24 protein-coding genes are annotated in these 25,178 nt (G+C 64.0%); 11 read left to right on the top strand and 13 right to left on the bottom strand.

Annotated features, from left to right (window positions below; translation table 11 throughout):
- Positions 1 to 68 precede the first annotated feature (68 nt).
- The 10 genes from D2N39_RS17805 to torT form a co-directional block, all read right to left on the bottom strand.
- Entirely contained in the window at positions 69 to 872 is an 804-nt protein-coding gene (locus D2N39_RS17805) for an SDR family NAD(P)-dependent oxidoreductase (protein ID WP_119136131.1), read from the bottom strand.
- Positions 869 to 1,711: a fumarylacetoacetate hydrolase family protein gene (locus D2N39_RS17800; RefSeq protein WP_119136130.1), complete on the bottom strand. Its 843-nt coding sequence runs from the start codon at positions 1,709 to 1,711 to the stop codon at positions 869 to 871. Before D2N39_RS17800 ends, D2N39_RS17805 begins: the two co-directional genes overlap by 4 nt.
- Positions 1,712 to 1,749: 38 nt before the next feature.
- Entirely contained in the window at positions 1,750 to 2,586 is an 837-nt protein-coding gene (locus D2N39_RS17795; protein ID WP_119136129.1) for an IclR family transcriptional regulator, read from the bottom strand.
- Between the two features lie 10 nt (positions 2,587 to 2,596).
- On the bottom strand, positions 2,597 to 3,046 hold the full coding sequence (locus D2N39_RS23660) for a TRAP transporter large permease subunit (RefSeq protein ID WP_325048519.1): 450 nt from the start codon (positions 3,044 to 3,046) through the stop codon (positions 2,597 to 2,599).
- Positions 2,949 to 3,818, bottom strand: coding sequence for a TRAP transporter large permease subunit (locus tag D2N39_RS17790; RefSeq protein WP_325048517.1), 870 nt, complete (start codon positions 3,816 to 3,818; stop codon positions 2,949 to 2,951). Before D2N39_RS17790 ends, D2N39_RS23660 begins: the two co-directional genes overlap by 98 nt.
- A 1-nt stretch (position 3,819) precedes the next feature.
- Entirely contained in the window at positions 3,820 to 4,344 is a 525-nt protein-coding gene (locus D2N39_RS17785) for a TRAP transporter small permease (RefSeq protein ID WP_119136128.1), read from the bottom strand.
- A gap of 38 nt (positions 4,345 to 4,382) precedes the next feature.
- Positions 4,383 to 5,126, bottom strand: coding sequence for an SDR family NAD(P)-dependent oxidoreductase (locus D2N39_RS17780; RefSeq protein WP_119136127.1), 744 nt, complete (start codon positions 5,124 to 5,126; stop codon positions 4,383 to 4,385).
- A gap of 55 nt (positions 5,127 to 5,181) precedes the next feature.
- Positions 5,182 to 6,174, bottom strand: coding sequence for a TRAP transporter substrate-binding protein DctP (gene dctP / locus D2N39_RS17775; protein ID WP_119136126.1), 993 nt, complete (start codon positions 6,172 to 6,174; stop codon positions 5,182 to 5,184).
- A 320-nt stretch (positions 6,175 to 6,494) separates the two neighbouring features.
- Complete coding sequence (locus tag D2N39_RS17770) at positions 6,495 to 6,920, bottom strand: cupin domain-containing protein (protein ID WP_054302047.1); 426 nt, start codon at positions 6,918 to 6,920, stop codon at positions 6,495 to 6,497.
- A 683-nt stretch (positions 6,921 to 7,603) separates the two neighbouring features.
- Positions 7,604 to 8,680: a TMAO reductase system periplasmic protein TorT gene (gene torT / locus D2N39_RS17760; protein WP_119136124.1), complete on the bottom strand. Its 1,077-nt coding sequence runs from the start codon at positions 8,678 to 8,680 to the stop codon at positions 7,604 to 7,606.
- 78 nt (positions 8,681 to 8,758) lie between these two features.
- Here torT and D2N39_RS17755 point away from each other — a divergent pair, with 78 nt between their 5' ends.
- Complete coding sequence (locus D2N39_RS17755; protein ID WP_147373512.1) at positions 8,759 to 11,644, top strand: ATP-binding protein; 2,886 nt, start codon at positions 8,759 to 8,761, stop codon at positions 11,642 to 11,644.
- Here D2N39_RS17755 and D2N39_RS17750 read toward each other — a convergent pair.
- Positions 11,625 to 12,329: a response regulator gene (locus D2N39_RS17750; protein WP_119136122.1), complete on the bottom strand. Its 705-nt coding sequence runs from the start codon at positions 12,327 to 12,329 to the stop codon at positions 11,625 to 11,627. The genes D2N39_RS17755 and D2N39_RS17750 overlap by 20 nt on opposite strands.
- Before the next feature lie 188 nt (positions 12,330 to 12,517).
- Here D2N39_RS17750 and D2N39_RS17745 point away from each other — a divergent pair, with 188 nt between their 5' ends.
- The 3 genes from D2N39_RS17745 (at position 12,518) to D2N39_RS17735 (ending at position 16,508) form a co-directional block, all read left to right on the top strand.
- Positions 12,518 to 13,462, top strand: coding sequence for an ABC transporter substrate-binding protein (locus D2N39_RS17745; protein ID WP_119136121.1), 945 nt, complete (start codon positions 12,518 to 12,520; stop codon positions 13,460 to 13,462).
- A gap of 95 nt (positions 13,463 to 13,557) precedes the next feature.
- Positions 13,558 to 14,589 carry a quaternary amine ABC transporter ATP-binding protein gene (locus D2N39_RS17740; RefSeq protein WP_119136120.1) on the top strand — a complete coding sequence of 344 codons (1,032 nt, stop codon included), beginning with the start codon at positions 13,558 to 13,560 and terminating at the stop codon, positions 14,587 to 14,589.
- Positions 14,586 to 16,508, top strand: a complete 1,923-nt coding sequence (locus D2N39_RS17735; RefSeq protein WP_119136119.1) for an ABC transporter permease — start codon at positions 14,586 to 14,588, stop codon at positions 16,506 to 16,508. Before D2N39_RS17740 ends, D2N39_RS17735 begins: the two co-directional genes overlap by 4 nt.
- A gap of 282 nt (positions 16,509 to 16,790) precedes the next feature.
- Here the strand turns inward: D2N39_RS17735 and D2N39_RS17730 are convergent, their stop codons facing one another.
- Together D2N39_RS17730 and D2N39_RS17725 are read right to left on the bottom strand one after the other, a co-directional pair.
- Positions 16,791 to 17,906, bottom strand: coding sequence for a Gfo/Idh/MocA family protein (locus D2N39_RS17730; protein WP_119136118.1), 1,116 nt, complete (start codon positions 17,904 to 17,906; stop codon positions 16,791 to 16,793).
- An 8-nt stretch (positions 17,907 to 17,914) separates the two neighbouring features.
- Positions 17,915 to 18,616: a GntR family transcriptional regulator gene (locus D2N39_RS17725; RefSeq protein WP_119136117.1), complete on the bottom strand. Its 702-nt coding sequence runs from the start codon at positions 18,614 to 18,616 to the stop codon at positions 17,915 to 17,917.
- Between the two features lie 85 nt (positions 18,617 to 18,701).
- Between D2N39_RS17725 and D2N39_RS17720 the strand changes: the two genes are divergently transcribed.
- The 7 genes from D2N39_RS17720 to D2N39_RS17690 all read left to right on the top strand — a co-directional run.
- A complete protein-coding gene (locus tag D2N39_RS17720; protein ID WP_119136116.1) occupies positions 18,702 to 19,859 on the top strand; it encodes an LLM class flavin-dependent oxidoreductase in 1,158 nt (385 codons plus the stop codon).
- A gap of 2 nt (positions 19,860 to 19,861) precedes the next feature.
- Positions 19,862 to 20,752, top strand: a complete 891-nt coding sequence (locus D2N39_RS17715; RefSeq protein ID WP_119136205.1) for an aldo/keto reductase — start codon at positions 19,862 to 19,864, stop codon at positions 20,750 to 20,752.
- On the top strand, positions 20,749 to 21,252 hold the full coding sequence (locus tag D2N39_RS17710; protein WP_119136115.1) for a flavin reductase family protein: 504 nt from the start codon (positions 20,749 to 20,751) through the stop codon (positions 21,250 to 21,252). The genes D2N39_RS17715 and D2N39_RS17710 overlap by 4 nt, the downstream gene beginning before the upstream one ends.
- A 55-nt stretch (positions 21,253 to 21,307) precedes the next feature.
- Positions 21,308 to 21,898 (top strand): TRAP transporter small permease, encoded by a 591-nt coding sequence (locus D2N39_RS17705; RefSeq protein ID WP_119136114.1) that lies wholly within the window; start codon positions 21,308 to 21,310, stop codon positions 21,896 to 21,898.
- Positions 21,898 to 23,187: a TRAP transporter large permease gene (locus tag D2N39_RS17700; RefSeq protein ID WP_119136113.1), complete on the top strand. Its 1,290-nt coding sequence runs from the start codon at positions 21,898 to 21,900 to the stop codon at positions 23,185 to 23,187. The genes D2N39_RS17705 and D2N39_RS17700 overlap by 1 nt, the downstream gene beginning before the upstream one ends.
- 27 nt (positions 23,188 to 23,214) lie before the next feature.
- Positions 23,215 to 24,273 (top strand): TRAP transporter substrate-binding protein DctP, encoded by a 1,059-nt coding sequence (gene dctP, locus D2N39_RS17695; protein WP_119136112.1) that lies wholly within the window; start codon positions 23,215 to 23,217, stop codon positions 24,271 to 24,273.
- A gap of 48 nt (positions 24,274 to 24,321) precedes the next feature.
- Positions 24,322 to 25,178: YeiH family protein (locus tag D2N39_RS17690; RefSeq protein WP_119136111.1), on the top strand; the 857-nt coding region annotated here is incomplete at its 3' end.

The following is a 25,178-nucleotide window of genomic DNA, read 5'->3' as shown; positions in this document are numbered from 1 at the left end:
CAAGGCAAGGTTGCGCGCCGCGCGTTGCCTCTCGGCTCATCCCAAAAACCTTGCGCCAGAGGCGCCGGTCATTCGGGCAGAAGCCCGGTCCTGACCGCGACGTGCCGATAGGCGGCCCCGGCAATGAAACCGCCGTCTATCAGGAAATCCTCGCCCGTGACGAAGCGCGCGGCGGGGGAGGCGAGGTATAGCACCAGTTGCGCCACCTCCTCCGCCTCGCCCGAGCGGTGGGCCGGGGTCAGGTCGATCATCGGTTGCAGATGCGGCGAGTTGCGGTTGAGGTCGGTCACGATCAGCCCCGGACAGACCGCATTTACCCGGATGTTCTGCGCGGCATATTCCATTGCGGCCGAGCGTGTCAGCCCGCGCAGGCCCCATTTGCTTGCGGTATAGGCAGGGTCCGCATGGCCGCTGAAGGCCGAGTTGGACGAGATGTTGATGATCGCCCCGCCACCACCTTCCGCCATCAGTGGCGCCGCCGCCTGAATGCCAAGGAAAGCGCCGGTCAGGTTCACATCCAGCAGGCGCCGCCATGCCTCGGGCGTGGTCTCGGCAATCAGTGTGCGGTTGATGATGCCCGCGTTGTTCACCAATACGTCCAGCCGCCCCGTCCAGTCGCGGCAGGTCCGGATCGCATCGGCCCAACCTTCGGCGCTGGTCACGTCAAGGCGCAGGAAGCGCGCGGCCTCGCCCAGATCTGCTGCCAGCGCGGCGCCGTCCTGATCTAGCACGTCGCAGATCAGCACCCGCGCCCCGCATTCGGCCAGAAGCCGCACCTCGGTCGCCCCCTGCCCGCGCGCGCCGCCCGTCACGATCGCGGTCCTGCCCGCCAGATCGGTCAGGGCCTGCCGCCATTCTGCGGGGCCGGTCATGCCGCAATCATCCGCTGGCGCTGGGTGCCCAGCCCCTCGATCCCCAGCGTGACCACCTGACCCGCGCGCAGATAGACCGGCGGTTTCATCCCCAGCCCGACGCCGGGCGGTGTGCCGGTCGAGATCACGTCACCGGGCAGCAGGGTCATGAACTGCGACAGATAGCTGACAAGATGCGCCACGCCGAAGATCATGGTGGCGGTGGTGCCGGTCTGACGCCGCACCCCATCGACATCGAGCCACATCGACAGCGACTGCACATCGGCGATCTCGTCGCGCGTCACCAGCCAGGGGCCGATGGGGCCAAAGGTGTCATGGCTCTTGCCCTTGGTCCATTGCCCGCCGCGTTCCGACTGGAAGGCCCGTTCCGACAGATCGTTGATCAGGCAATAGCCCGCCACATGGTCCATCGCCTCGGCCTCGGAGACATATTTGGTCCGGCTGCCGATGACCACGCCCAGTTCGACCTCCCAGTCGGTCTTTTCCGATCCACGCGGGATTTCCACATCGTCATCCGGGCCGCAAATGGCGCTGGTGGCCTTGGCGAAGACCACGGGTTCCTCGGGGGGTTCCTTGCCGGTTTCGCGGGCGTGATCTGCGTAGTTCAGACCGATGCACAGGAACTTGCCCACCGCGCCAACACAGGCGCCGATGCGCGGCGTGCCCTCGATCAGCGGCAGGCTGTCAGGGTCCAGCGCCGCAAGACGCGCCAGCCCCTCCGGAGAAAGCGCGGCGCCAGCGATATCAGCAACATGGGCCGACAGATCACGCATCTGTCCAGCCGCATCCAGCAGCGCCGGTTTTTCCTGCCCAAGGGGGCCCACTCGCATCAGTTTCATGCCTTCGTCCTTTCGTGTCGGGCCGCCCGCCCGGTGCTTCAGCTTCGATAGACCGGGGCGCGGCGCGGCTTGGCGGCGGCGCCGGGGGTGATCGCATCGAAACGGTTGGCGCGGCTGATCCCGCGCTGGATGCCTCGTGACAGTTCGCGGATTTCCTCGGCCAGTTGCTCGGGGTCCGAGGTCTGGTAGCGCTGCACCGTCAGCACGAAGACCACGCTGCCCAGAATCTGCCCGTTGAGATCCAGCACCGGCGCCGCGACACCCACCAGATCGGCAAAGACCTCGGCCCGCGTGACCAGCGCCCCGGCGGCGCGGATCGCCGCCATCTGGTCAAGGAAGGCAGCAAGGTTGTCGCCCAGCCCGGCCTCGCGGATCTGCGTCTCGTTATGGGTCCAGATGGATTTCAGCAGCGCAAGCGAATGATTGGCCAGAATGACCTTGGCCATCGCGCCGCGAAACAGCGGCATCGAACGCCCCGGTCGATAGATGTCCGGGGTGCTGCGGTCTGCCCATGCGAAATCGGTGCACAGAACCTTGTCGCCGTAATAGCTGCACACCATGATGTTCAGCCCGGTGGTCTGGCTGTAATGGCGGATCAGGTGATGCGAGGCGCGATACAGCGGATCGTTGACGCGGCGCACCATCTCCAGTTCGATCACCCGCGACCCCAGCGCATAGGTGCCGCCGCTGGCCGGGGTCAGCAGGCCCGAGCGTGTCAGCGCCTGAAGATAACGGTAGGCACTTGGGCGCGACGAACCCGAAAGCGCGGCCGCGCGGCCGACATCCAGCACCACATGATCCTCGTCGAACCCGTCAAGGATGGCCAGCATCTTTTCAAGGCTGTTCGATTTGCCGCCGCCGTCTTCGTCCTGCATCACCCTCTCCTCACTGCCCCGAGATAAACCCGGCGGGTACGATCACGATTGCAGGAAAAAGGATCAGCAGCGCAAGCACCAGAAGCTGTGCGATGATGAAGGGCCAAATGCCTCCGATCACCCGCGTCAGCGGCACCCGCGACACGCCCGCCACCACGTTCAGCACCGATCCGACCGGCGGGGTCAGCAGGCCGACCGCCGTGGCGATCATGAACACAACCGAGAAATAGACCGGGTCGATGCCCGCCGCCTTGACGCCCGGCAGCAGCACCGGGAACAGGATCAGGATGATCGGCACCATATCCATGGCGCAACCGACCACCAGCACCAGCGCCACGACCACCAGCATCAGAAGCCGCGGATCATGCGCGAAGGGGGCAGTCAGTGCCGCGATCTGGTCGGTCAGGCCCGCAATCGTGACCATCCAGCTGGACACCATGGCGGCGGCGACAAGAAACATCACCATGGCCGTAGTCTTGGCCGCGCCCAGAAACACCGGATACAGATCGGCAGGCTTCCGTCGGGGTGAACATGCCCATGCGCAGGCCGACCAGAATGATCACCGGCAGCATCAGTGCCCAGATCCCGGCGCGCGCCTCGGCCAGCACGGCGCCGCGGGGTGCGCGCGGCAGCGGCTCTACCCGGTCGTGACGGGCCACCAGCATCCAGGTCAGCGCCAGAACCCCGCACATCAGAATCCCGGGCACGATCCCGGCGATGAAAAGCCGGGTGATCGAGATATTGCCCACAACGCCCAGCAGGATGAACCCGATGGAGGGCGGGATGATCAGCGCCGAGATCCCGGCCGAGGCAATCAGCCCGGCCGACCGGCCCGGCCCATGTCCGGCGCGCACCATCATCGGCACCAGAATGGCCGACAGCGCCGCCGCATCCGCCGCGGCCGAGCCCGACAGGCTGGCCAGCACCGCCGCCGCCAGAATGGCAACATAGCCCAGCCCGCCCCGCACATGGCCCACCGCCGCCACCGACAGGTTGACGATGCGGCGCGACAGGCCGCCGGTGTTCATCACCTCGCCCGCCAGCATGAAGAAGGGCACGGCCATCAGCGGGAAACTGTCTGCCCCGTTCAGCAGGTTCTGCGCCACGATCTGCGCATCAAAGAAATCCAGATAGACCATCAGCCCGATGCCGGACATGATCAGCGCATAGGCAATCGGCATCCCGATCGCCATGCCGCCCAGCAGGCAGCCCAGAAAGATCAGCAGCGTCATATCATTTCACCCCGGCCTGATGCAGCGCGGCGGCCTCTTCGTCGATGATGGTGATGCGGTCCAGCCGTCCGGTCAGGATCAGCCAGATCCGCCACAGCAGGATCGCGGCAGTGGACAGGCCGAACACCAGCCCGACCCCGAACAGAAGCGACATTGGAAGGCCAGTGGCGGGGGCATAGGAATTGCTGTTGACCGAAACCAGCACCCAGCTTCCGGCCAGCACCAGCCATGTCGCATAGACCATCAGCCCGTGCGCCAGCACGAGGCACAGGCGGCGCAGCGGGCGGGGCAGGGCGTTCACGATGAAATCCAGCCCCAGATGGCCGTTTTCATGCAGCACCACGATGGCACCGACGAAGGTCATCCAGACGAACAGCCAGCGCGAGAACTCCTCGGACATGGTCAGTCCCGAGTTGAAAGCATAGCGCAACACAACATTGCCGAAGACCAGCACCACCATGCCGGCAAGGCAAAAGACGATGAAGCCCTTCAACAGGCGCAGATAAAGTTGGAACAGGGTCGTCATCGGCTCCTCCCCGGCGGGCGCGCGACAGGCGCGCGGCCTCAGTTCATGTGCATGCCGCCGTTCACGTCGAGCGACGATCCGGTGATGTAGGATGACAGGTCCGAAGCGAGGAACAGGCAGGCCCGTGCCACATCGTCGGTTTCGCCAAAGCGGCGCAGCAGGATCTGCGACATGACCTTTTCGGTCAGGTCGTCGTCATAAAAGCCGCGGGTCATGGAAGACAGGATCACGCCGGGATTGATGGCATTGACCCGGATGCCGGAGGGCGAGACATCGCGCGCCATGGCCCGGACCAGCCCCAGAACCCCCGCCTTGGAGGCGGCGTAATGCGGCCCGCCCATCAGCCCGCCGCCGCGCTGCGCAGCGATGGAGGCGATGCAGATGATGGAGGCGCCGGCCCCCATCAGCCCCAGCGCCGACTGGCACATCTGCAAGGTGCCGCGCAGGTTCACATCCATCACGGCGTCATAATCCTCGCGTGTGATGTCAACGGTGCGGCGGGCCTGCACGCGGCCTGCGGAATTGACCAGAATGTCCAGCCCGCCGAAACGGTCGCGCGCAAGGGCGCAAAGATCGGCGCAGGCCCCGGCATCGGTCACATCGGTCGCCGAGCCAAGCGCCGCCGGACCCAGCACCCCGGCCGCCTCGGCCACGCCCGCCGCATCGCGATCTGCCAGAATGACCCGCGCGCCTTCGGCCACGAAAAGGCGGGCGACGGCAAAGCCGATCCCGTCCAGATTCCCGGCGCCGGTGACGATGGCGGTCCGACCTTGCAACAGCACGCGTTCTCTCCTGTTTCTGGTTGGCAGCAGGGGCGATGCCCCTGCCGCTGCGGGCTCAGTTGCCCTTGTTGGCTTCGACTTCGGCCTTGAAAGCCTGCACGAAGGCAGGGTCGAACCGGGCATTGATCTTTTCCACCACCGGCGCCACGGCTGTGCGGAACCGCGCCAGCTCCTCGGGGGCGATCTCGTCGATCTGCATGCCTTTTTCCGCAAGGAAATCAAGCGTGCCCTGCGCGCCGTCATTGATGATCTGGCGGTTGAACTCCGAAGTTTCGAGGCAGGCTTCGCGCACGGCGGTCTGCTCCGCCGGCTCCAGCCCGTCCCAGAGCTTCTTCGACACATACATCACAGACAGCGTCGTGAAATGCCGTGTCTCGGTCAGGTATTTCTGCACCTCGAAGAACGATCCGGCGCGCGTCACGTCATTGGCGATCTCGTTGCCGTCGATGGCGCCGGTCTCAAGCGCGGTGAAGGTTTCGGGGAAGGGCAGGGGCGTCGGATTCATGCCCATGGCCTGAAGCGAGTCGATATAGACCGCGTTCTGGATGGTGCGCACCCGCAGACCGCTGACATCTTCCAGCGTCTTCACCGGGCGCTTGTTGTTGGTGATGTTGCGGAAGCCGTAATCCCAGTAGCACAGGCCAACGATGTTGTTCGGCTCCAGCTTGGACAGAATGTCATTGCCGACCGCGCTGCGGGTCACGGCGTCAAGCTGGGCGTAGCTGTCAAAGGTGAAGGGCGCGTTGAACATGTCGAATTCAGGCACCATGGCGGCAAGACCTGCCGTGGTCGTCACCGCCGCCTCGACGATGCCGCCCTGCGCAGCCGAGATCGACTGGATTTCATTACCAAGCTGCGCGCTCGGGAATGCCTTGACCGTGACCGCGCCGCCGGTCTTGGCCTCGACCAGCTCGGCAAACTTGTTCACCGTCTGGCCCATGGTGCTGTCCTCGGCCACCGGATAGCTGAACTTGATCACATCCGCCTGCGCCGCGGTGGCGCCAAGCACGATCAGGGATGCCGCGGTGGCGGCCTTAAAGTTGGTCATGACTCCTCCCAGAGCGTTATGGCCGCTTTCCTTGCGGCGCGATACCTGTTTCGCAGATAGTGAGATTTGATGTCAACAAATTATTAGTAAGTGATATATGTTTCTTGTGAGCCATACGCCGAGATGATTGCATGGCCGAACAGAAATCGTTAAAATTTCAATATATTACGCGTAGTTCTTCGATTCTACGCCAGAAGGCAGAGGCTACCCTTCGGTTGCCTGGCGCGGATTTGCACAGGAAATAGTATCGAAATACGATACTGGTCACAGATTGAGATTCAGGCACGCATCTCTGCGTGCCCGTTGATGTTGCGCCGCGGTCAGGCCCTGCGATAGCCCTCCAGCGCCGAATCCGGCACGTCAGGCAGGTTGGTCACCAGATTGTCCGGCGTGCGGCAGGTCAGCCAGACCAGCTCCTCGGTCGTGGACATGTTCACCTCGACATGCGGCATGAAGGGCGGCACGAAAACGAAGTCGCCTTCATGAAGATCGACATATTCGCTGTAATCCTCGCCGTAATAGATCCGGCCGTGCCCTTTCAGCACATAACCCCCGGTCTCGCATTCCTCGTGGTGATGCGGGGGCGAACGGTGGCCGGGTTCGTTCGAGACACGGCCGAACCAGATCTTCGTCGCCGGGGTGTTCTGAGGGCTGACACCGGACCGACGGACGCATTCGCCCGATTGCTGTGTGCTGTCGTCCAATGCGAGGGCGCGAGTAACGACCGGGATAACTCTGGCTGCCATGTCGGACATCCTTTTCTTCATTGAGGGGCAAAAGCTGTGCAGGGCGGCGGGCGAAGACAGCGGGGCGCCGGCCCGCGCCGTCCTTGATGAAGAGGCTCGACAGGGGAGCAGCTTCGCAATCATCAGCGCATTTTCCCTAACCTTGCGGTTCTATGTTACATCAATTATTGAATGTCAATAATTGTGTAGACTATTAGTCATATTTTGCAAATAAAGGCGCGTTAGGTGATATACGATACTTAGGAATCCAGCTTGGCATGTGGGCAGACGCGGCACAGCCACGGGCAAGATCGGCCGCGCTGATCGCCTCTCAGTCAAGTTCTGCGATCCGATCTGGATGCTGATGGGAGCGGGTCAGGGGGCTTGGTGACAGGGAAAACCGGGCCTGTTCGTCCCGACAGTCGCCCTACAACAGCAATAGCCACAAAGCATTCCGGGGTTCGAGTGAGCCACCCGCTACGACTGATGCCCCAAGATGGTCCTCTCCACCGTCACCCTGGCTGCGACCGTCATGTTCCGGCCATGACGCAAGGCCGAGCCTGACCCCGGTCTCTGGAAGCGGAGTTTGACCGGGCGTCTTCACAGCGTTCTGCGGCCCGCTTCTCAGGTCCGATTCAGGATGTTACACTCTGTATTCCCTGACCGGGCCAGCGGTGTCATTCCCGTATCTGCGTATCGCTGGTTCAGGGTGCCTTTCCGGCTGACATGGAAAACACCGGGACGAAACTTGCCGGAGCAAGCGAGCCGTCCACCACCGCGCGGCCAGCGGTTTCTGCCGTCACAACCAGAATGGGCGGCCCGGCCTGTTTCAAGCCTGGCTGCTCTTCCAGCGAGCGGACTGCCATTTCCACCGAAAGCCGCCCCTGTTCGACCGGAAAATCGGTCGGCGCCGCCATGATCCGCCCCCGGATGATCCCACGATAAACAGCATGGCTAAGATAGGTGGAAACAATCCTGACACGCCCTGTCAATCCGCGTGCCCGCAGGATCGACACCGCCGCCTCGGCCATCGGACCGCTGCCGACCAGATAGTCGATGTCGGGACGTTGCTCCAGCGCCTGTTCGACCAGCAAGACCTGCTGCTCCAGCCCGGTATCACCGTAAAGCGTGGTCACGATCTCGGCCGCGCTGCCTGCGATTGCGGCGCGGAAACCCTGCTCGACGAAACTGACCCAGCCCGCCCCACGCGGCCCCGGAAACCATGCAATTCTCACCGGCGCGCTGCCCGCCGGATGGCGCGCGGCGATGAACCGTCCTGCCGCGGCGCCCATCTCGGCCCAGGGCACGCTGGCCTTGCCGGTGATACCCCGGTCGTCAATGTCGTTCACCGCCGCGATTACCGGCTTGCGGGCAGCCAGCGCCTCGACCACCGGGACCAGCCCGTCATAGGACACGGTTCCGAGGATCACCGCGTCAAATTCGGCGGAAAAGCAGCTTTTCAACTGCTGGATCTGACGGTCGAGATTGGGGTAGCCGCCCGCCTCGAACACATCAAATCCGACACCCAGCCGCCGTGCCTCCTCGACCATGCCATAATTGACCGAAAGCCAGTAAGCGTCTTTCAGATGCGGATACAACACACACAACCGCCACGGCCGCGTTGCACGGTCCAGCGGCCGATAGGTCAGGGGCACCGCAGGACTGTTGCTGTCGAACGGCAGGCTGCGTGCCTCCAGCCGCCATGTGGTTTCGGCCCGGCCCGGCCCACCGCCCGCAAGACCTGCGGCAAGCACAAGGGTAAGGCCCGGAAGAATGCGCATCTGCGGTCACTCCCATTCTGCGGAATTGATGTTAACCTGCGGTGAACACCCGCCCGGAAGCAAGCCCGGAGACATCCGTTGCGCATCCTCGACTACAGATCCAGCCTTGGGGGGCGGCTGATGCTGGCCGTCCTGCTGATCGCCGGCTTCCCGGCGGCGGCGGGTCTTCTGGGCTGGTTCGAACTTCGGGATGTGGCGCGCATCCAGTCCCGCGTGGTGACCGAGGCAATCCCGGCGATTTCCGAGGTGCGCGGCGTGGCCGAGGAAACCAGCCGTGTCGTCGCCATGGCACCCGAACTGGCCGCCGTCACTGACGAGACGCTGCGCACCGAACGCTCGGATTTCCTGTTCTCAAGGGCAGATGCGCTGCGCGACCGTCTGGCGCGGCAATCCGATGTGCCGGGAGAGGCTTTGCCCCGCGCCATGGAGGCCGAAGCGGCACTGCGGCGGGCGCTGGCGGCGATCGACGGTCAGGTGCGCCAGCGCATTCATCTGATCGCGCGCCGCGACACGCAACTGCAAGCCGGACGCACCGCCGCCGCCGAACTGACCGAAATCGCCGATACGCTGGTGGCCAATGCCGAAACCGGCGCGGCGGCGGTCATCTCGGGCCTTTACGATCTTGAGATGGACCCCGCTTCCAGTCTGGATACCCGGCTGGAAGCGCTTGACAAGCTGATTGAGGTCGATCTGTTCCAGATGGGCCTGATGTTTGAACTGCGTGCCCATGCTTCGGAAATCGGGCTTCTGCTCAACAGGGTGACCGGCGTTCGCAGTCAGGACGAGCTTGATACGATCCGGCAGGATCTGGACCTGCGCGCCAAGGTAATCGCGCGACGTCTGGCGTCGGTGAACGATCCGCGGCGCGCTGAACGCGCGCTGGTGCTGCTGCGCACCATCGGCACAGGCGTGGCCACGCCACCTGAAAGCGCCACGCTGTTTGAAACCGCCGCCACCGTTCTGGTGCTGACCGACCATATTGCGGCGGCGGAAACCGAATTGCGGCAGGCGGCAGTGACGCTGGAGCTTGCAGCGGCGGCTTTGGCCGATGAGATCGAGGCGCGCGCCATGTCTGCGGGGCAGGCAGCCGAACAGGCGATCACCGCGACCCGGCGGCTCTATGCCTTTTCCGCCCTGCTGGCGCTGGTGCTGTCGCTGGCCGTGCTGTGGCTTTATGTCCGGGGCAACCTGATCCGGCGCCTGAACGTCCTGTCTGCGCGGATGACGGGGCTGGCAGAAGGCGATCTAGGCCCCGAAATCCAGCCTGACGGGCAGGACGAGATCGCCCGGATGGAAAGTGCGGTCGAGGTGTTCCGCCAGCAGGCGATCGCCAACCGCACCTTCGCGGCAGAACGCGAACGCCATCTGACCGAACTGCATCGCCATCGCAACGAACTTCAGGCCCTGGTAGACGAACAGACCGAGCAACTGCGCGGCGAGGTAGCCGCCCATGATGCCGCCCGTGTGCGGGCCGAGGCGGCCGACCGTGCGAAATCGGACTTCCTTGCCATGATGAGCCACGAAATCCGCACACCGATGAATGGCGTTCTGGGCATGTTGCGCAGCCTGTCGGACGAAGGGCTTTCCCGTCGTCAGGCCGAACGGGTCAACGTAGCTCTGGCTTCTGGCAACGGGCTGATGGGGCTTCTGAACAGTATTCTGGACTATTCGAAACTGGATCAGGGCGGCACAAGCGAAAGCAGCGTCACCTTCGATCTTGCGATGGCGCTGCATGATATCGCCCTGCTGATGGCCCCGGTCGCCGAGGAAAAAGGGCTGCGTCTGCGCTGCATCCTGCCTGATGCGCCGGTCCCGCCCTTGCAGGGCGATATGGGCAAGCTGCGGCAGATCCTGTTCAATCTGCTGTCGAACGCGGTCAAGTTCACCTCCGAAGGCGAAGTGGTGCTGCACGCAATCCTGCAACCCTGCGACGGCCCCGAGGCGCCGCTGTGCCTGCGTTTCCGGGTGGAGGATACCGGCAAGGGTATTGCCCCCGACGCGATGGAACGCATTTTTGCCCCCTTCCAGCAGGAGGACAGCCAGACCGCCCGCACCTATGGCGGCACCGGGCTCGGCCTGTCGATCTCGCGGCGGCTGGCCGGAATGATGGGAGGCGCGCTGAGCGCCGAGAACCGCCCCGGAATGGGTGCGGCCTTCACGCTGACTGTGCCATTCCAGCGTGCAGAGGCGGTGCCGGAGCCGGAGCTTGCCCCTGCACCCGTCGCCCCGCCGCGGGCGCTGAAGGTGCTGGTGGTCGAGGATCACCCCGTCAATCAGGAGGTGGCGCGGTCCTTCCTGCATGCGCTGGGGCATATCTGCGTCCTTTCCGAAACTGGCGAAGATGCTGTTGCCCGGCTGGCCCGTTGCGACTTCGACGCCGTGCTGATGGATGTCAACCTGCCCGGTATCTCCGGTATCGAGGCCACACGCCTCATCCGTGCCCTCCCGACACCGGGCGCCGCGCATCTGCCGGTCATCGGGCTTTCGGCCCATGTCCAGCCCGAGGAAATGGAGGCCTGCCGCGCGGCCGGGATGAACGACATGATCGCCAAACCCCTGACACCCGAGGCACTGGCAGCCGCGCTGAACCGGGCTTGCCCGCTACCCGCCGTTCCGGCCTCGGTTCAGGCTGCGCTGACCGATCTGGGGCCAGACCAGACCCGTGCGCTGGTGGCGCTGATGCTGGAAACTCTGCGGCCGGGGGCCGAGGCGATCATCGCCTCGGCGCGCTGCGACGACCGCCCGGCACTGGCGCGTCATGCCCATCAACTGAAAAGTGCCGTCGGCAATTTCGACATGCCCGAACTGGTAGACTTGCTTGCCGGGCTGCACCCGCCTGTGCCGGAAACCGTGCTGTCCCGCTTTCTGGCAGCGGTCGCACGGGCAGAGCAGGATCTGCAATCGACCCTCGCGGCCTTAAAGCCCCGGATAGAAGCGACATCCCTCAGTCCAGCGGCGCGGTGAAGACGTAGCCCTCGCCATGCGAGGTGCCGAAAATGCGCGGCACCTTCGGATCATCGGCGAATTTGACACGCAGGCGTTTCACCAGAACATCGACCGTGCGTGTGCTGGTCGCCAGTCGCCGATGGGTGATCGCCGACAGCAGGCGGTCGCGGTTCATCACAATACCGGGGTTCATCACGAAAGCGCGCAGCAGTTCATATTCCGCCCGCGTCAGTTGAATCGGTGCGCCATCGGCGCCGCTGACATGGCGCGCGGCGGTGTCGAAGGTGAAGCCTGCGAAATGCACAACCCGCCGCGCCAGTTGCCGCATGGCCGCCGTGCGGCGCAGCAGGTTCTTCACCCGCGCCAACAATTCGCGCCGGTTGAATGGTTTGCAGACATAATCGTCGGCGCCCAGTTCCAGCCCGACGATGCGATCCACGTCATCTGTGCGGCCCGACAGCAGGATGATGCCGATCTCTGACCGCGCGCGTTGTTCGCGGGTGATCTCCAGCCCGTCCTTGCCCGACAGGTTGATGTCAACGATCAGCAGATCCGGGTTTTCCTGATTTAGCACCCGTTCGGCCGCTTCGGCACCAGCACAGACCGTCACGCGATAGCCGAAGGTTTCCAGATAACCGGCCAGCGCCGAGCGTGTAACCGCGTCGTCCTCGATCACAACGATATGCGCCGCTTGAGAGGTCACGGTTTGGCTTGTCCCGGCTTGCTGGTCTTCATTCTGTTAACATCTTGTAACATCTTTTTCCAGCCCGTTCATCCCGACAGCCTGACCTGTTCACAAGTGCTGGCTAATATTGCCTGTCAGGAAAGACGTGCTCTTTCCGGGGAAAACGCCGCCCCGAACCCGGCGCCAGATAACAGGGATTGAAAAACATGCAAAACAGACCGTGGCTGCTCATCTCTGCCGCAGTGCTTTCGCTGACCGCCGGAACCGCATTTGCCGAAGATTCAAGGGATCCGATCGTCATTCCCGTTCACAACTGGTCCAGCCAGATCGTGATGTCCAACGTGGTCGGGCAGATCTTCCAGTCGCTTGGCGATTCCGTCGAATATGTCTCGACCGACAGTCAGGCCGTCTACGAGGCGATCCGGCTGGGGGATGCCACGCTGGAGCTGGAGGTCTGGGAGGGCGCCTTCGGCAATTCCTTCCGCGCCGCGATGGAAAAGGGCGGCATTCACGATGTCGCCACCCATGCCGCCATCACGCGCGAGGACTGGTGGTATCCGATGTGGACGAAAGACGCCTGCCCCGGTCTGCCCGACTGGAAGGCCCTGAATGCCTGCGCAGCCGCTTTTGCAACGCCGGAAACCGGCGACAAGGGGCGCTTTCTGGGTGGCCCGGTAGACTGGCTGAAGCATGATCAGGAAAAGGTCGATGCGCTTGGCATGAATTTCGTCGTGGTCAACGCAGGATCGGCCGCGGCGCTCTGGGCCGAGATCGCGGCGGCGGAGAAAAGCAAGACGCCCATCGTCCTGTTCAACTGGACGCCCAATTTTGCCGAAGCGGTCTGGCCGGGCGAGTTCGTCGAGTTTCCGGCATGGGAAGACGGCTGCGACAAGGATCCGGCGAAAGGTCCGCTGCCCGACAAGGTGTATGACTGCGGCAACCCGGCCAACGGTTATCTGAAGATCGCGGCCTGGGACGAGATGAAGGTCAAATGGCCCAAAGCCTATGCCACGCTTCAGAAGGTGAACTTCACCAACGCCCAGATCGCGGAAATGGCCAAGCTTGTCGATGTGGACGGCATGGAACCCGAGGATGCCGCCGCCGAATGGCTGGGCGCGAATGAAGCTGTCTGGAAACCCTGGACCGAGTGACTTCGCCCGCGCGTTCATCCGTCACCTCCCTGTGACAGGACGCCCAACTCCACCCGGCTCTTCCGGGTGGCCTTTCCCTGCTGCGAGGTCCGACCATGGGTCAGAACGACAACGTCATTTCCTGCAAGAACGTCTGGAAGGTATTCGGCGATCACCCCGAGCGACTGACCGGGCACCTGAAGCCTGAAACCACTTCGGAAGAGCTGCGCGCGACCGGCCATGTCGCGGCGGTGCGCAATGTGTCGCTCGACATCGCGCGGGGCGAGATGCTGGTGGTCATGGGGCTTTCGGGTTCCGGCAAATCCACGCTGATCCGTTGTCTTGCCCGGCTGATCGACATTACCGACGGCGCGATCACCGTCGAGGGCCGTGACCTGGGCACAATGACCGAAACCGAGCTGATCGACCTGCGTCGCCGCAAGATGGGCATGGTGTTTCAAAGCTTCGGCCTGCTGCCACATCGCACCGCGCTGGAAAACGTGGCCTTTCCGCTGGAAATGCGCGGGCAGGACCGGATTTCGCGTATCGCGCGGGCCAGCGAGATGCTGAATCTCGTGGGCCTCGGCGGGCGCGAGGGCTATTTCCCGCGCGAGCTTTCGGGCGGACAGCAGCAGCGCGTCGGCATCGCCCGCAGTCTGGCGGTAGAGCCGGACATCTGGTTTCTGGACGAACCCTTTTCGGCGCTGGACCCGCTGATCCGGCGCGAGATGCAGGATGAATTCCTGCGGCTGAAGGGGATGCTCGCCAAGACCATCGTTTTCATCACCCATGATTTCGACGAGGCGCTGCGGCTGGCCGACCGCATCGCCATCATGAAGGACGGCGCCATTGAACAGATCGACACGCCGGAACGCATCGTGATGGCACCGGCGACCCCCTATGTGGCCAAGTTCACCTCGGCTGTAGATCGCGCGCGGGTGGTGCATGCCGGGGCGCTGGCGCTGGCGGTCGAAGGACGGGCCATCGACGGGCCGGCGCTTCCCGCGATCGAGACGTTGCATGCGCTGGCCCGGCGCATTCTTCAGGACGACCGTGCCCTGATCCCGGTCGCGGGCCGTGACGGCGTGGTCACCGGCCTGATCGACCGCGCTGCGGCACTGGACCTGCTGCTTGGTCCCGCAGCATGAACCCGCGTCTTTCCCACCCCGCGCTCATGCTGCTAGGTCTGGCGTTGCTGCTGTGCCTTGGCCGTTTCGCCCTGCCCGAAGCACTGATCCGACTGCCCGAACCGTTGATCCTGCCTTTCGCGGACTGGATCAACGCGGTCTTTGCCTTTCTGCGCGACGATCTGGGGTTGATGGCGGTGACTCGTGCCTTTTCCGGCGCGGTGGAGTTTTGCCTCGATGTGACGGCGAACCTGCTTTACGGCAAGTCGCGCTGGCCGCGGCTGGGGCCGATCCCCTGGGTCGTCATCGCCGCCACGATGGGCATGGCGGGGTATGCCCTGGCCGGCTGGCGGCTGGCGCTGCTGTCGGCAGGCACATTCGTCTGGATCGCCGTCATGGGGCAATGGAAATGGGCGATGGAAACCCTGTCGGTCATCATGGTCGCAGCGCCTTTTTCGGTGGCTCTGGGCCTGTCGGCGGGCACACTGGCCTGGCGGTTCCGCGGGGTCGAGCGGGTGATGAACCCGATCCTCAACATCGCGCAATCGCTGCCTCATTTCGCCTATATGATTCCGGTTGTGGTGTTCATCGGCGTCGGGCCGAAAGCGGGCGCCATCGTCACCATCATCTTCTCGGTGCCACCGATGATCCGCATGACGCTGCTGGGTCTGCGCGCTGTGCCGCCCGAGATCATCGAAAGCGGCAAGATGAGCGGCACAACCAAATGGCAGCTGATGCGCAGCGTCCGCATTCCGGCTGCCCGGACCGAGCTGCTGATCGGTATCAATCAGGTCATCATGCAAAGCCTTGCCATGGTGGTGCTGGCCTCGTTCATCGGGATGCCGGGGCTGGGGCAGAAGCTGCTGAACCTGTTGCAATCACTGAAAATCGGACTGTCCGTCGAGATCGGTATCACCATCGTGTTGCTGGCCGTGGTGCTGGACCGGCTGTCCAAAGCCTGGGCGATGAAGCAGCCCGCGCATCTGGAACCCGGCGCCACCTGGGCCGCGCGCAACCGGCTGTTGCTGATCTGGCTGGGGTTGTGCGCCGCGGGCTTCGCGCTGGCAGCAGCGCATCCCTATTTCGCGGGGGTCGAACGCAAACAGGCGCTGAGCCTCGCGGTGCCGATAGATGCCGGGGTGGACGGATTCATCCGCCTTGTGACCCCGCTGACCGACTGGCTCCGCTGGTTCCTGATCACATGGGTTCTGATACCGCTGCGCGACGGATTCCTGTGGCTGCCATTCAGCGCCGTTCTGGCATTTATCGCTGCCCTTGGCTGGCTGGTGGGTGGTGTGCGTTCGGCCCTGATCTGCCTTGCCTTCATCCTGCCGATTGCGCTGTCGGGTTGGTGGGACCGGGCGATGATTACCGTATATACGGTGACCGTAGCTGTAACCATCGCGCTTCTGATCGGGCTGCCGCTGGGGTTATGGGCCGCCGCCCGCCCCAACCGCGCGCGGCGATTTCTGCTGCTCTGCGACACGCTCCAGACCTTCCCGAGCTTCATCTACCTGATCCCGGTCGTGATGCTGTTCGGGGTGAATGATGTGGCGGTCGTTGCGGCTGTCATGGTCTTTGCCACAGTGCCGATCCTGCGCTTCACCATCGAGGGGCTGTGTGGAGTTCCGCCCGAAACGATCGAAGCGGCCGAAATGTCGGGCGCGGGCCGGGCGCAACTCTTGTGGCATGTGAAGCTGCCCCTGGCCTTGCCGACCCTGATGATCGGTGCAAACCAGTCGATCATGTTCGCCCTGTTCATGGTGATCATTGCGGCCTTCATCGGCACGCAGGATCTGGGTCAGGAAATGCAGCGCGCCTTGTCCTCCACCGATGTCGGCAAGGGGCTAGTGCTGGGTCTTGCCGTCGCTTTCATGGGGTTGATGGCGGATCACCTGCTGACGGGTTGGGCCGCACGACGGCGCAAGGCAGCAGGCTGACCCGCGACCGTGGCCCGCCTTCAGTGCGCGGGCCACAGCCTTGTTGGTGACCAGTCAGTCATATAGCTGCCGCGCGGGGGGCAGGGTCCGAAGTCCGGCTTGCACCTATGGTGGGCGTGGTCACAGTGGAACCGGCGCCCGCATCGCAACTGTCTTGATGTTCAGCACTGCGGCGCAGCCCTTGGCCGTGATATTTTGCGGATAATCAATGTTATGTTGCTTGATACGCAAAGCTGATCCTGCCGCCCATTCCGGGCGGCAGAACAAGATCAAACCATCAGATCACACCGTCGCCTCGGGCACAGCATGGCGCAGATCCACCGCCTGACCTGTGCGGGCGCTTTCCTGTGCGGCCATGCCGATGGCTACGGCCCACCAGCCGTCCGTCAGGCTGACTTCGGGGGCTTGCGTGCCTGCAACCACACGGGCAAATCCCTGATGCTGATAGAAGGTTGATCCGTTGTGATCGCCCGCCGCCAGCAGATCTGGGTCCACCGGCACTTCCAGCAGACGCGGCCCTTTCGGCTCACGCGGGCTGACAATCACCTGCGGCACCGGCGGGGCGCCCAGATGCGCCGGCCAGAACCGGCCCGGTCCCGGCACAAGGCATTCGATCTTGCCCGACGGCCCGACGGCGCTGATCTCTTCCTGATAGCGGCTGCCCTCGGCGAACATGCAAAGTTCCAGCATCGTGCGCATGCCGTTTTCAAAATCGACGATGACATAGGCATGATCCCAGATGTCCGGCGTCGCGCCCTCGTAACATTCGTCCAGATGGTTCACCGCCTGCCCGCCCGAAGCCATGACCCGGACCGGATCACATTGCGCGATCAGGCGCATCAAATCAAAGAAATGGCAGCATTTTTCAACAAGTGTGCCGCCGGTCCGGGCGTTGAACCGGTTCCAGTCGCCCACCTTTTCCAGAAAGGGAAAGCGGTGTTCGCGGATTGTCAGCATGCGGATGCCGCCGGTCGCCGCTTCGGCCTCGCGGATCAGATGCGCGACGGGGGGCATGTAGCGATATTCCATCGCCACCCAGATCGGCGCGGGATAGGCAGCGCGCAGGGCCGCCAGCCGGGGCGCATCCGCCGGATCGGTGAACAGCGGCTTTTCGCATAGCACCGGCAGCGGGCGGATCTCCGCAATTTCCTCAAGCTGCGCAAGATGCAGGAAGTTCGGGCTGGCGATCAGCAGGCAGTTCACCTCGGCCACAGCCAGAACCGCCGCCACCGAATCGACGAGCCGCGCACCGGGGCAATGACGCGCCGCCTCGGCCCGCATGGCGGCATCGGGTTCGAAAATGGCCACCACCTCGGCATCGGGCAGCAGCGCGATATTGCGCAGATGTTCCTGCCCCATCATGCCGCAGCCGATGATGCCATAACGCAAGGTTTTCATGGGAATCCTCATTTCAGCCGCGCGACATAGCGCACGGTATCGGGGTCATACCAGGTGAAGGACGCTTCGGCAGACTGGCCCCCCTGGGACCAGCTGATCCGGGTGATCAACGGTAGCGGCGCGCCGGGCCGGTGGGTAAAGCGCGCAGGTGCCCAGTCGGGGCAAGGGCCGAGGCCGATACGGTCTTCGGCGCGTGCAATCCACAGGCCAAGCCGTTGCCGGTAGAACAGGTAAAGCGATTCCGACAGGTCATCGGCACCGATCTGCGGAACGATGTCACCGTCGAGCCAGATTTCCTCGACCGCCGCGACCTGCCCTGACAGAAAGCGCAGGCGGCGGATGCGGTGGCCTTCGGCGCTGGTGCCAAAGGCTGGCAGGTCGGGCGATTTGGCCAGGCGGTCCACCGAAAGCACCTCGGCCGTGGGCAGGCCACCCCCCTCCACCCGTTCCAGCCGAAACATGGCATAGACCGAAGCCGGGTCCGATTTCGCCCGGATATAGTTGCCCGACCCCTGCACCCGGTCCAGCAAACCCTTTTCTGCCAGCGATTTCAGCGCCTGACGCAGGGTTCCCACCGCGATGCCAAGGCCGGAGGCCATCTCGCGCTCTGGCGGAAGGCGTTCGCCGTCAATCAGCCGACCGGCCGCGATGTCACGGATCAGCAGTTCCGCAACCTGTTGATAGACGGGCAGAGAGCCGGGCTTCGCCATGACCACCTCAAATTGATATAGTATTGATCTACATATTGGCGGATGCTACGCAAGAGAAAAGATGCATGTGGAATAGAGAGAATCGATGACCGTCGTTCCTGTAACCTCCGCCGATCTGGATGCCGCCGAAGTCAGCTGGTTCGCGGCGCTTTGCTCCGATGATTATGAATATCTCGGCGTGCCGGACGGCCGCCTGCGCTCCAGCTGGGCGCATTGTTCCTCGATCGTGCAGCGCGCCGAGGGGCACGGGTTTCGCAATATCCTCTGCCCGTCCTCCTATCAGGTCGGGCAGGATACCCTGTCTTTCGTTGCGGGCTGCGCGCCGATCACCGACCGCATCAACTTTCTCGCCGCCATCCGCTGCGGGGAGATGCAGCCTGTCATGCTGGCCCGCACCGTGGCGACACTGGACCACATGTTGCAGGGGCGGCTGACACTGAATGTCATTTCCTCTGATTTTCCGGGCGAGGTGGCCGACAGTGCCTATCGCTATCGCCGCAGTCACGAGGTGGTCGAGATCCTGCGCCAGGCATGGACCCGCGATCACATCGAATATGACGGCGAGGTCTACAAGATTGCAAAAGTCAGCAGCGATCCGGCACGGCCCTATCAGCAGAACGGCGGCCCGCTGCTGTATTTCGGTGGCTACAGCCCCGATGCGCTGGAACTCTGCGGGGCGCAATGTGATGTCTATCTGATGTGGCCCGAACCGCAGGAGATGCTGGCCAACCGGATGCGCGCGGTTCACGAACGCGCGGCGGCGCATGGCCGCACGCTGGATTACGGGCTGCGGGTGCATATGATCGTCCGCGATACCGAGGCAGAGGCCCGCGAATATGCCGGTCATCTGGTCAGCAAGCTGGACTATGAATATGGCAAGCTGATCCGCGACCGGGCGCATGACAGCATCTCGCTGGGTGTCGCGCATCAGGCCCGCGCGCGCGAACTGGCCGATCAGTTCGGCTATGTGGAGCCGCAATTATGGACGGGCATCGGACGCGCCCGCTCCGGCTGCGGCGCAGCGCTGGTCGGATCGGTCGATCAGGTGCTGACCCGGATCGAGGAATACCGCAAGATGGGCATCCGGGCCTTCATCTTCTCGGGCTATCCGCATCTGGATGAATGCGACCACTTCGGGACCAAGGTTTTGCCACAGATCAAGACCTGCTCGCTGCCCCATGCCTATGGCCGGGTGCCCGCCAGCCCTCCCGCCACGCCCCTTGCAAACGGAGAACGCCGCTGATGATGGAACGCATCACGCTTGGAAACATCACCCTGTCGCGGCTGGTCTATGGCATGTGGCGGCTGGGCGATGATGCCGATACCTCGCCCGCCCATGTGCAGGCCAAGGTCGAGGCCTGTCTGGCGCAGGGCATCACCACGATGGATCAGGCCGACATCTATGGCGGCTATACTGCCGAGGGGCTTCTCGGCGCGGCCCTGCGCGCAGCGCCCGGTCTGCGTGACCGGATCGAGATTGTCACCAAATGCGACATCGTGGCGCCGGTGGGTCGTCATGCCGCCGCGCGGGTGAAATATTACGACACCAGCGCCGCCCATATCACCGCCAGCGTCGAGACCAGCCTGCGGGAGATGGCGACCGACCGCATCGACCTTCTGCTGATTCACCGCCCCGATCCGCTGATGGATGCGGATGAAACCGGGGCGGCGCTGGATGCGCTGGTGGTCAGCGGCAAGGTGCGCGCGGTGGGTGTGTCGAACTTCCGCCCGTGGGATTTCCGCCTGCTGCAATCGCGCATGGCCGCGCCTCTGGTCACCAACCAGATCGAGCTGAATCTGCTGGCACGCGAGGCTTTCGTGAACGGCGATCTGGCGTTCCTTCAGGAAAACCGTATCGCGCCGATGGCATGGAGCCCGCTCGCCGGCGGGCACCTGCTGGCGGAATCGCGCGAAGGCTTGCGCCTGCGTCTGGCCGAGCTTGGCGCCGCGGCCGGGGTGGACTGGTCGGCGGCGGCAATCGCCTGGCTGCTGCATCACCCTGCGCGCATCCTGCCGGTGCTGGGCACCAATACCCTGTCGCGCATCGCGGGCATATCCGATGCGCTGCGGGTGCCTATGGACCGGCAGACCTGGTTCGAGCTTTACACCCTTGCGCAGGGGCAGGAAGTGCCATGAGTTCCGAAACCGCCTTCACCCCCGACGCGCTGAGCGCGCGCGCCTTCCGCGATGCCCTTGGCTGCTTTGCGACCGGCATCACCGTCGTCACCATCGACAGCGCCGAAGGCCCGATGGGCTTTGTCGCCAACAGCTTTTCCAGCCTGTCGATGGACCCGCCTCTGGTGCTGTGGTCGCCCGCCCGCGCGTCGCGCCGGTTCCGCTTTTTCGCGGATGCGCCGCACTATGTGATCCATGTCCTTGCCGAGGATCAGACCGACTGGATCGCCCGTTTCGGGCGGGACGGCGGCGGATTTTCCGGTCTCGACGTGCCGCGCAATTCCGAGGGTGTCCCGCTGATCCCCGGTGCGCTGGCGCGGTTCGACTGTGCACAACACGGCACGCATGACGGCGGCGACCACCTGATCATCGTGGGCCGTGTGCTGCGGGCCGCGATGCAGGAAGGCGCGCCGCTGGTATTTTCCCGCGGGCGATACGGGCAGTTTATGCCTGCCGCCTGAAGGCAACGCATACGCGCCCCCGGGGAGGGGTGGCGCGACAAGGGAGGGGGAATTCATGGGGGCCTTCACAAGGCTTTTGAACGGTCTGGGCGCCTTCAATGCGGCCCTGCTCTGGTTGGGACGCTTGCTTGGTGCAACGGCCATGGGCCTTATGGTGCTCATCATTCTGGCACAGGTTTTCTTCCGCTATGTGATCGGCAATGCGCTGCCCTGGCCTGAGGAAGCGGCGCGGTTCCTCATGCTCTGGGCGACCGGGCTGATGATCCCGACCGCCTATCGCCGGGGCGGGTTCGTCTCGGTCGAAATGCTGGTGTCCTTCCTGCCCCGCATCGTCGGGCGGCTGCTGGGCCTTGCACTTCTGGCGCTGGCGCTTGTTGTTCTGGTCGCGGGCTTTCGCATCGGCCTGTCCGAGGTCACGGGCTTTGGCGGCAGGTTTGCGACCGACAGTCTGAAGGTGCCTGCGTCTCTTGCCCTCGATACCTGGGTGAAGGTGCCGAAATCCTGGATGATGGCCTCGCTCGTCACCGGGCTGGCCATGCTGATCCTCGTCAATATCGAACTCATGCTGCGCGGGCTGGCCGAGCTGACCGGGCAGCATCACGGACTGGTGGCGATCACCGATGCCGCCGATCTGAGGGCCGAGTGATGCTGAACCTGTTCCTTCCCCTGTTCCTTGTGCTGCTGCTGATGGGCCTGCCGGTGTTCTTCGGCCTTATCGCGGCACCCGGCCTGCTGCTTTGGGCCAACGGGCAAGAGCGTGATCTCGTCCTGCTATACCGAAATGTCTACAACGGCATGGACAGCTTCCCGCTGATGGCGATCCCGTTCTTCATGATGGCGGGCGAGGTGATGAACCGCTCGAACATCACCTTGCGGCTGGTCGAGTTCAGCCAGGCCATGATGGGCCATCTGCGCGGCGGGCTGGCACATGTGAATGTGCTTTCATCCATGCTGTTCGCGGGTCTTTCCGGCTCGGCGGTGGCGGATGTCTCCGCCCTCGGGTCCATGCTGATCCCGGCGATGGAGAAACAGGGCTATACCCGCCGTTTCGCCGCCGCGATCACCGCTGCATCGTCGATCATCGGGCCGATCATTCCGCCTTCGGGCATCATGATCATCTATGCCTATGTGATGGGCGAAAGCGTGGCCGCGCTGTTCCTTGCCGGGATCGTGCCGGGCATCCTGATCGGGGGTGGTCTGATGCTGGTCATTCACCTGCTGGCCGACCGCTATGACCTTCCGGCTGCCACCCGCCGCGCCTCTTGGGGCGAACGTGGGCAGGCGAGTATCAAGGCAATCTGGCCGCTGATGACGCCAGTCATCATTCTGGGCGGCATTCTGGGCGGTGTGTTCACCCCGACCGAGGCCGCTGCCGTGGCCGTCGGCTATTCGGTGCTGATCGGGATGTTCGTTCTGCGCAGCCTGCGGCTCGCCGATCTTCCGGGCATCCTGACACGGGCGGGGATCACCTCGGCTGTGGTATTGCTGCTGGTGGGCGCCGCCATGGCGTTCAAGACCGTCGCCTCGCTGTCGCACACGCCCGAGCTTCTGGCCTCGATCATCCTTGGCCTGTCCGACAATCCGCTGGTCCTGCTGCTGCTGATCAACCTGCTTCTGTTCGTGGTGGGCATGTTTCTGGATGCCGGCCCCGCCATCATCATCCTTGGCCCCATTCTCGGGCCGATCTTCACCTCGCTGGGCGTCGATTCCGTGCATTTCGCCATCGTCATGGCGGTGAACCTGACAGTTGGTCTGCTGACCCCGCCGATGGGGCTGGTGCTGTTCGTGACATCCTCGGTGTCAGGCCTGCGGGTCGAGACCGTCGCACGCGCCACCCTGCCCTTCCTCGCGGTCGAAATCGTCGTGATCTTCCTGATCACCTATTTCCCCGCGCTAAGCCTGACCATCCCGCGCCTTGCGGGTTTCGTGAACTGACCAAGAGAAAATGACAGGGAGGATGACATGATCTCGAAGACGCTGAAGGCGCTGCTGCTGGCATCGGCGCTGGCCGGGGCTGCCGGTGGTGCGTTCGCACAGGATATCGTTCTGCGCGCCACCGCCAATTCCAACGAGAATGACGAGGATTACGACGGGCTCGTTGTGTTCAAGAACTATGTCGAGAATGCCTCGAACGGGCAGATCGGCGTCGAGCTGTTCATCGGCACCCAGCTTTGCGCCAAGGGCGATGAATGCCTCGCGGGCCTCGCCGACGGGTCGATCGACATCTATATTTCCACCAGCGGCGGCGCGGCGGGGCTGTTCCCCTATATTCAGGTGCTGGACCTGCCCTATCTGATGTCAGATGACCGCGTTGCCGAAACCGTGCTGGAGGGTGATTTCACCCGCAAGCTGCGCGACATGGTGCTGGAGGATTCAGACAGCAAGATCCGGCTGATGACCATTGGCAATACCGGCGGCTGGCGCAATTATGCCAACACCCGCAAGCGCATCGCCGCCCCTGCCGATCTGGCCGGGATGAAGATGCGCACCGTTCCGGCTGATCTGCCGCAGACGCTGGCCACCACGCTGGGCGCCGCGCCAACGCCGATTCCGTGGCCGGAACTGTTCACCTCGCTTCAGACCGGGGTGGTCGAGGGCACCGCGAACGGGATCACCGACATCATGTCGATGAAGTTCACCGATGCCGGCGTGAAATACCTCACGCTTGACGGGCACAGCTACATGGGCGCCTTCTGGTGGATGGGCAATGACCGCTTCAACAGCCTGACGGACACTCAGAAACAGGTGGTTTTGGACGGGTTCGCGGCGCTGCAACAGGCCACTTTCGCCTCGCCCAAGCGCAAGGAAATTCAGGCTTACGCAGATTTCCGCGCTGCGGGTGGCGAAATCTATGTGCCTTCGGCGGAAGAGAAGGCCGCGTTCAAGGCTGCCGTCGATCCGGTGTTCGACTGGTTCCGCAACAATGTGGCGCGGGGCCCCGAGGTGCTGGACCTGTTCAACGCCGCCGTTGCCGAGGCGCAGGCCAAGGTCGATGCCGACCGCGCGGCCGATCTGAAGTAAGACAAGACAGGGGCGGGGCGCAGCCCCCGCCCCGTTTCGAGATCAGCCATGCACAGCCTTTCCCTTTCCGCGCGCCGCTATTTTCCGGGCCTTGCCATTGCGGCGGTCGTGGCGCTTTCGGCGCAGTTTCTGGCCGATCATTACGGCCCACCCGCCATGCTCATGGCCATCCTGATCGGGCTCGCGCTCAACTTTCTGGGGGCAGAGGCGCGCACGGCACCGGGGATCGCGCTAGCGGCGCGTCATGTGCTGCGGCTGGGCGTGGCACTTCTGGGTATCCGCATCAGCGCCGACATGCTGCTGGGGCTGGGCGCCCTGCCGCTGGTGATGGTGGCGCTTTCGGTGCCGCTGATCATCGGCTTTGGCCTGTTGCTGTCGCGTCTGCTGGGCCAGCCGGGGCGGTTCGGATTTCTGACAGGCGGGTCGGTGGCGATCTGCGGCGCCTCTGCCGCCATGGCCATCGGTGCCCTGCTGCCACAGGATGACCGCCGCGAAAGGGATATTGCCTTCACCGTCATCGCGGTGACCGTGCTTTCCACCCTCGCCATGATCCTTTATCCGATCATCGCCGCAAACCTTGGCCTGTCGACCACCGCCACCGGGCTGCTGCTAGGGGGCACGATCCATGATGTCGCGCAGGTGGTCGGCGCAGGCTTTTCGGTTTCGACCGAGGTGGGCGAGGTGGCGACCCTGTTCAAGCTGTTCCGCGTGATCATGCTGGCCCCGGCCGTGGTGATCGGCGCGCTGATCCTGCGGGGCGCGGCGGCGGGCGGCGGCACACGGCCGCCGCTGGTGCCGGGCTTCGTGCTGGGCTTTCTGCTGCTCGCCGGGGCCAATTCTTTCGGCCTCGTTCCCATGGCCTTGCGCGACCTGCTGGAGCCGGTGGTGCGCGCCTGCCTGCTGAT

The organism is Gemmobacter lutimaris (assembly GCF_003570715.1).
Taxonomy (GTDB): Bacteria; Pseudomonadota; Alphaproteobacteria; order Rhodobacterales; family Rhodobacteraceae; genus Gemmobacter; species Gemmobacter lutimaris.
Note: the sequence above shows the minus strand (reverse complement) of the source record. Positions and strands in the feature narration are given on the sequence as shown.

What these genes read in the sequence shown, in the direction of transcription:
- D2N39_RS17710 (WP_119136115.1), top strand. Translation starts at nt 20,749, where the DNA reads ATGAGTTCCGAAACCGCCTTCACCCCCGACGCGCTGAGCGCGCGCGCC.
- D2N39_RS17715 (WP_119136205.1), top strand. Translation starts at nt 19,862, where the DNA reads ATGGAACGCATCACGCTTGGAAACATCACCCTGTCGCGGCTGGTCTAT.
- D2N39_RS17735 (WP_119136119.1), top strand. Translation starts at nt 14,586, where the DNA reads ATGAACCCGCGTCTTTCCCACCCCGCGCTCATGCTGCTAGGTCTGGCG.
- D2N39_RS17770 (WP_054302047.1), bottom strand. Translation starts at nt 6,920, where the DNA reads ATGGCAGCCAGAGTTATCCCGGTCGTTACTCGCGCCCTCGCATTGGAC.
- D2N39_RS17720 (WP_119136116.1), top strand. Translation starts at nt 18,702, where the DNA reads ATGACCGTCGTTCCTGTAACCTCCGCCGATCTGGATGCCGCCGAAGTC.
- D2N39_RS17800 (WP_119136130.1), bottom strand. Translation starts at nt 1,711, where the DNA reads ATGAAACTGATGCGAGTGGGCCCCCTTGGGCAGGAAAAACCGGCGCTG.
- D2N39_RS23660 (WP_325048519.1), bottom strand. Translation starts at nt 3,046, where the DNA reads ATGTTTCTTGTCGCCGCCGCCATGGTGTCCAGCTGGATGGTCACGATT.
- D2N39_RS17795 (WP_119136129.1), bottom strand. Translation starts at nt 2,586, where the DNA reads ATGCAGGACGAAGACGGCGGCGGCAAATCGAACAGCCTTGAAAAGATG.
- D2N39_RS17805 (WP_119136131.1), bottom strand. Translation starts at nt 872, where the DNA reads ATGACCGGCCCCGCAGAATGGCGGCAGGCCCTGACCGATCTGGCGGGC.
- D2N39_RS17740 (WP_119136120.1), top strand. Translation starts at nt 13,558, where the DNA reads ATGGGTCAGAACGACAACGTCATTTCCTGCAAGAACGTCTGGAAGGTA.
- D2N39_RS17700 (WP_119136113.1), top strand. Translation starts at nt 21,898, where the DNA reads ATGCTGAACCTGTTCCTTCCCCTGTTCCTTGTGCTGCTGCTGATGGGC.
- D2N39_RS17790 (WP_325048517.1), bottom strand. Translation starts at nt 3,818, where the DNA reads ATGACGCTGCTGATCTTTCTGGGCTGCCTGCTGGGCGGCATGGCGATC.
- D2N39_RS17745 (WP_119136121.1), top strand. Translation starts at nt 12,518, where the DNA reads ATGCAAAACAGACCGTGGCTGCTCATCTCTGCCGCAGTGCTTTCGCTG.
- dctP (WP_119136112.1), top strand. Translation starts at nt 23,215, where the DNA reads ATGATCTCGAAGACGCTGAAGGCGCTGCTGCTGGCATCGGCGCTGGCC.
- dctP (WP_119136126.1), bottom strand. Translation starts at nt 6,174, where the DNA reads ATGACCAACTTTAAGGCCGCCACCGCGGCATCCCTGATCGTGCTTGGC.
- torT (WP_119136124.1), bottom strand. Translation starts at nt 8,680, where the DNA reads ATGCGCATTCTTCCGGGCCTTACCCTTGTGCTTGCCGCAGGTCTTGCG.
- D2N39_RS17730 (WP_119136118.1), bottom strand. Translation starts at nt 17,906, where the DNA reads ATGAAAACCTTGCGTTATGGCATCATCGGCTGCGGCATGATGGGGCAG.
- D2N39_RS17725 (WP_119136117.1), bottom strand. Translation starts at nt 18,616, where the DNA reads ATGGCGAAGCCCGGCTCTCTGCCCGTCTATCAACAGGTTGCGGAACTG.
- D2N39_RS17705 (WP_119136114.1), top strand. Translation starts at nt 21,308, where the DNA reads ATGGGGGCCTTCACAAGGCTTTTGAACGGTCTGGGCGCCTTCAATGCG.
- D2N39_RS17785 (WP_119136128.1), bottom strand. Translation starts at nt 4,344, where the DNA reads ATGACGACCCTGTTCCAACTTTATCTGCGCCTGTTGAAGGGCTTCATC.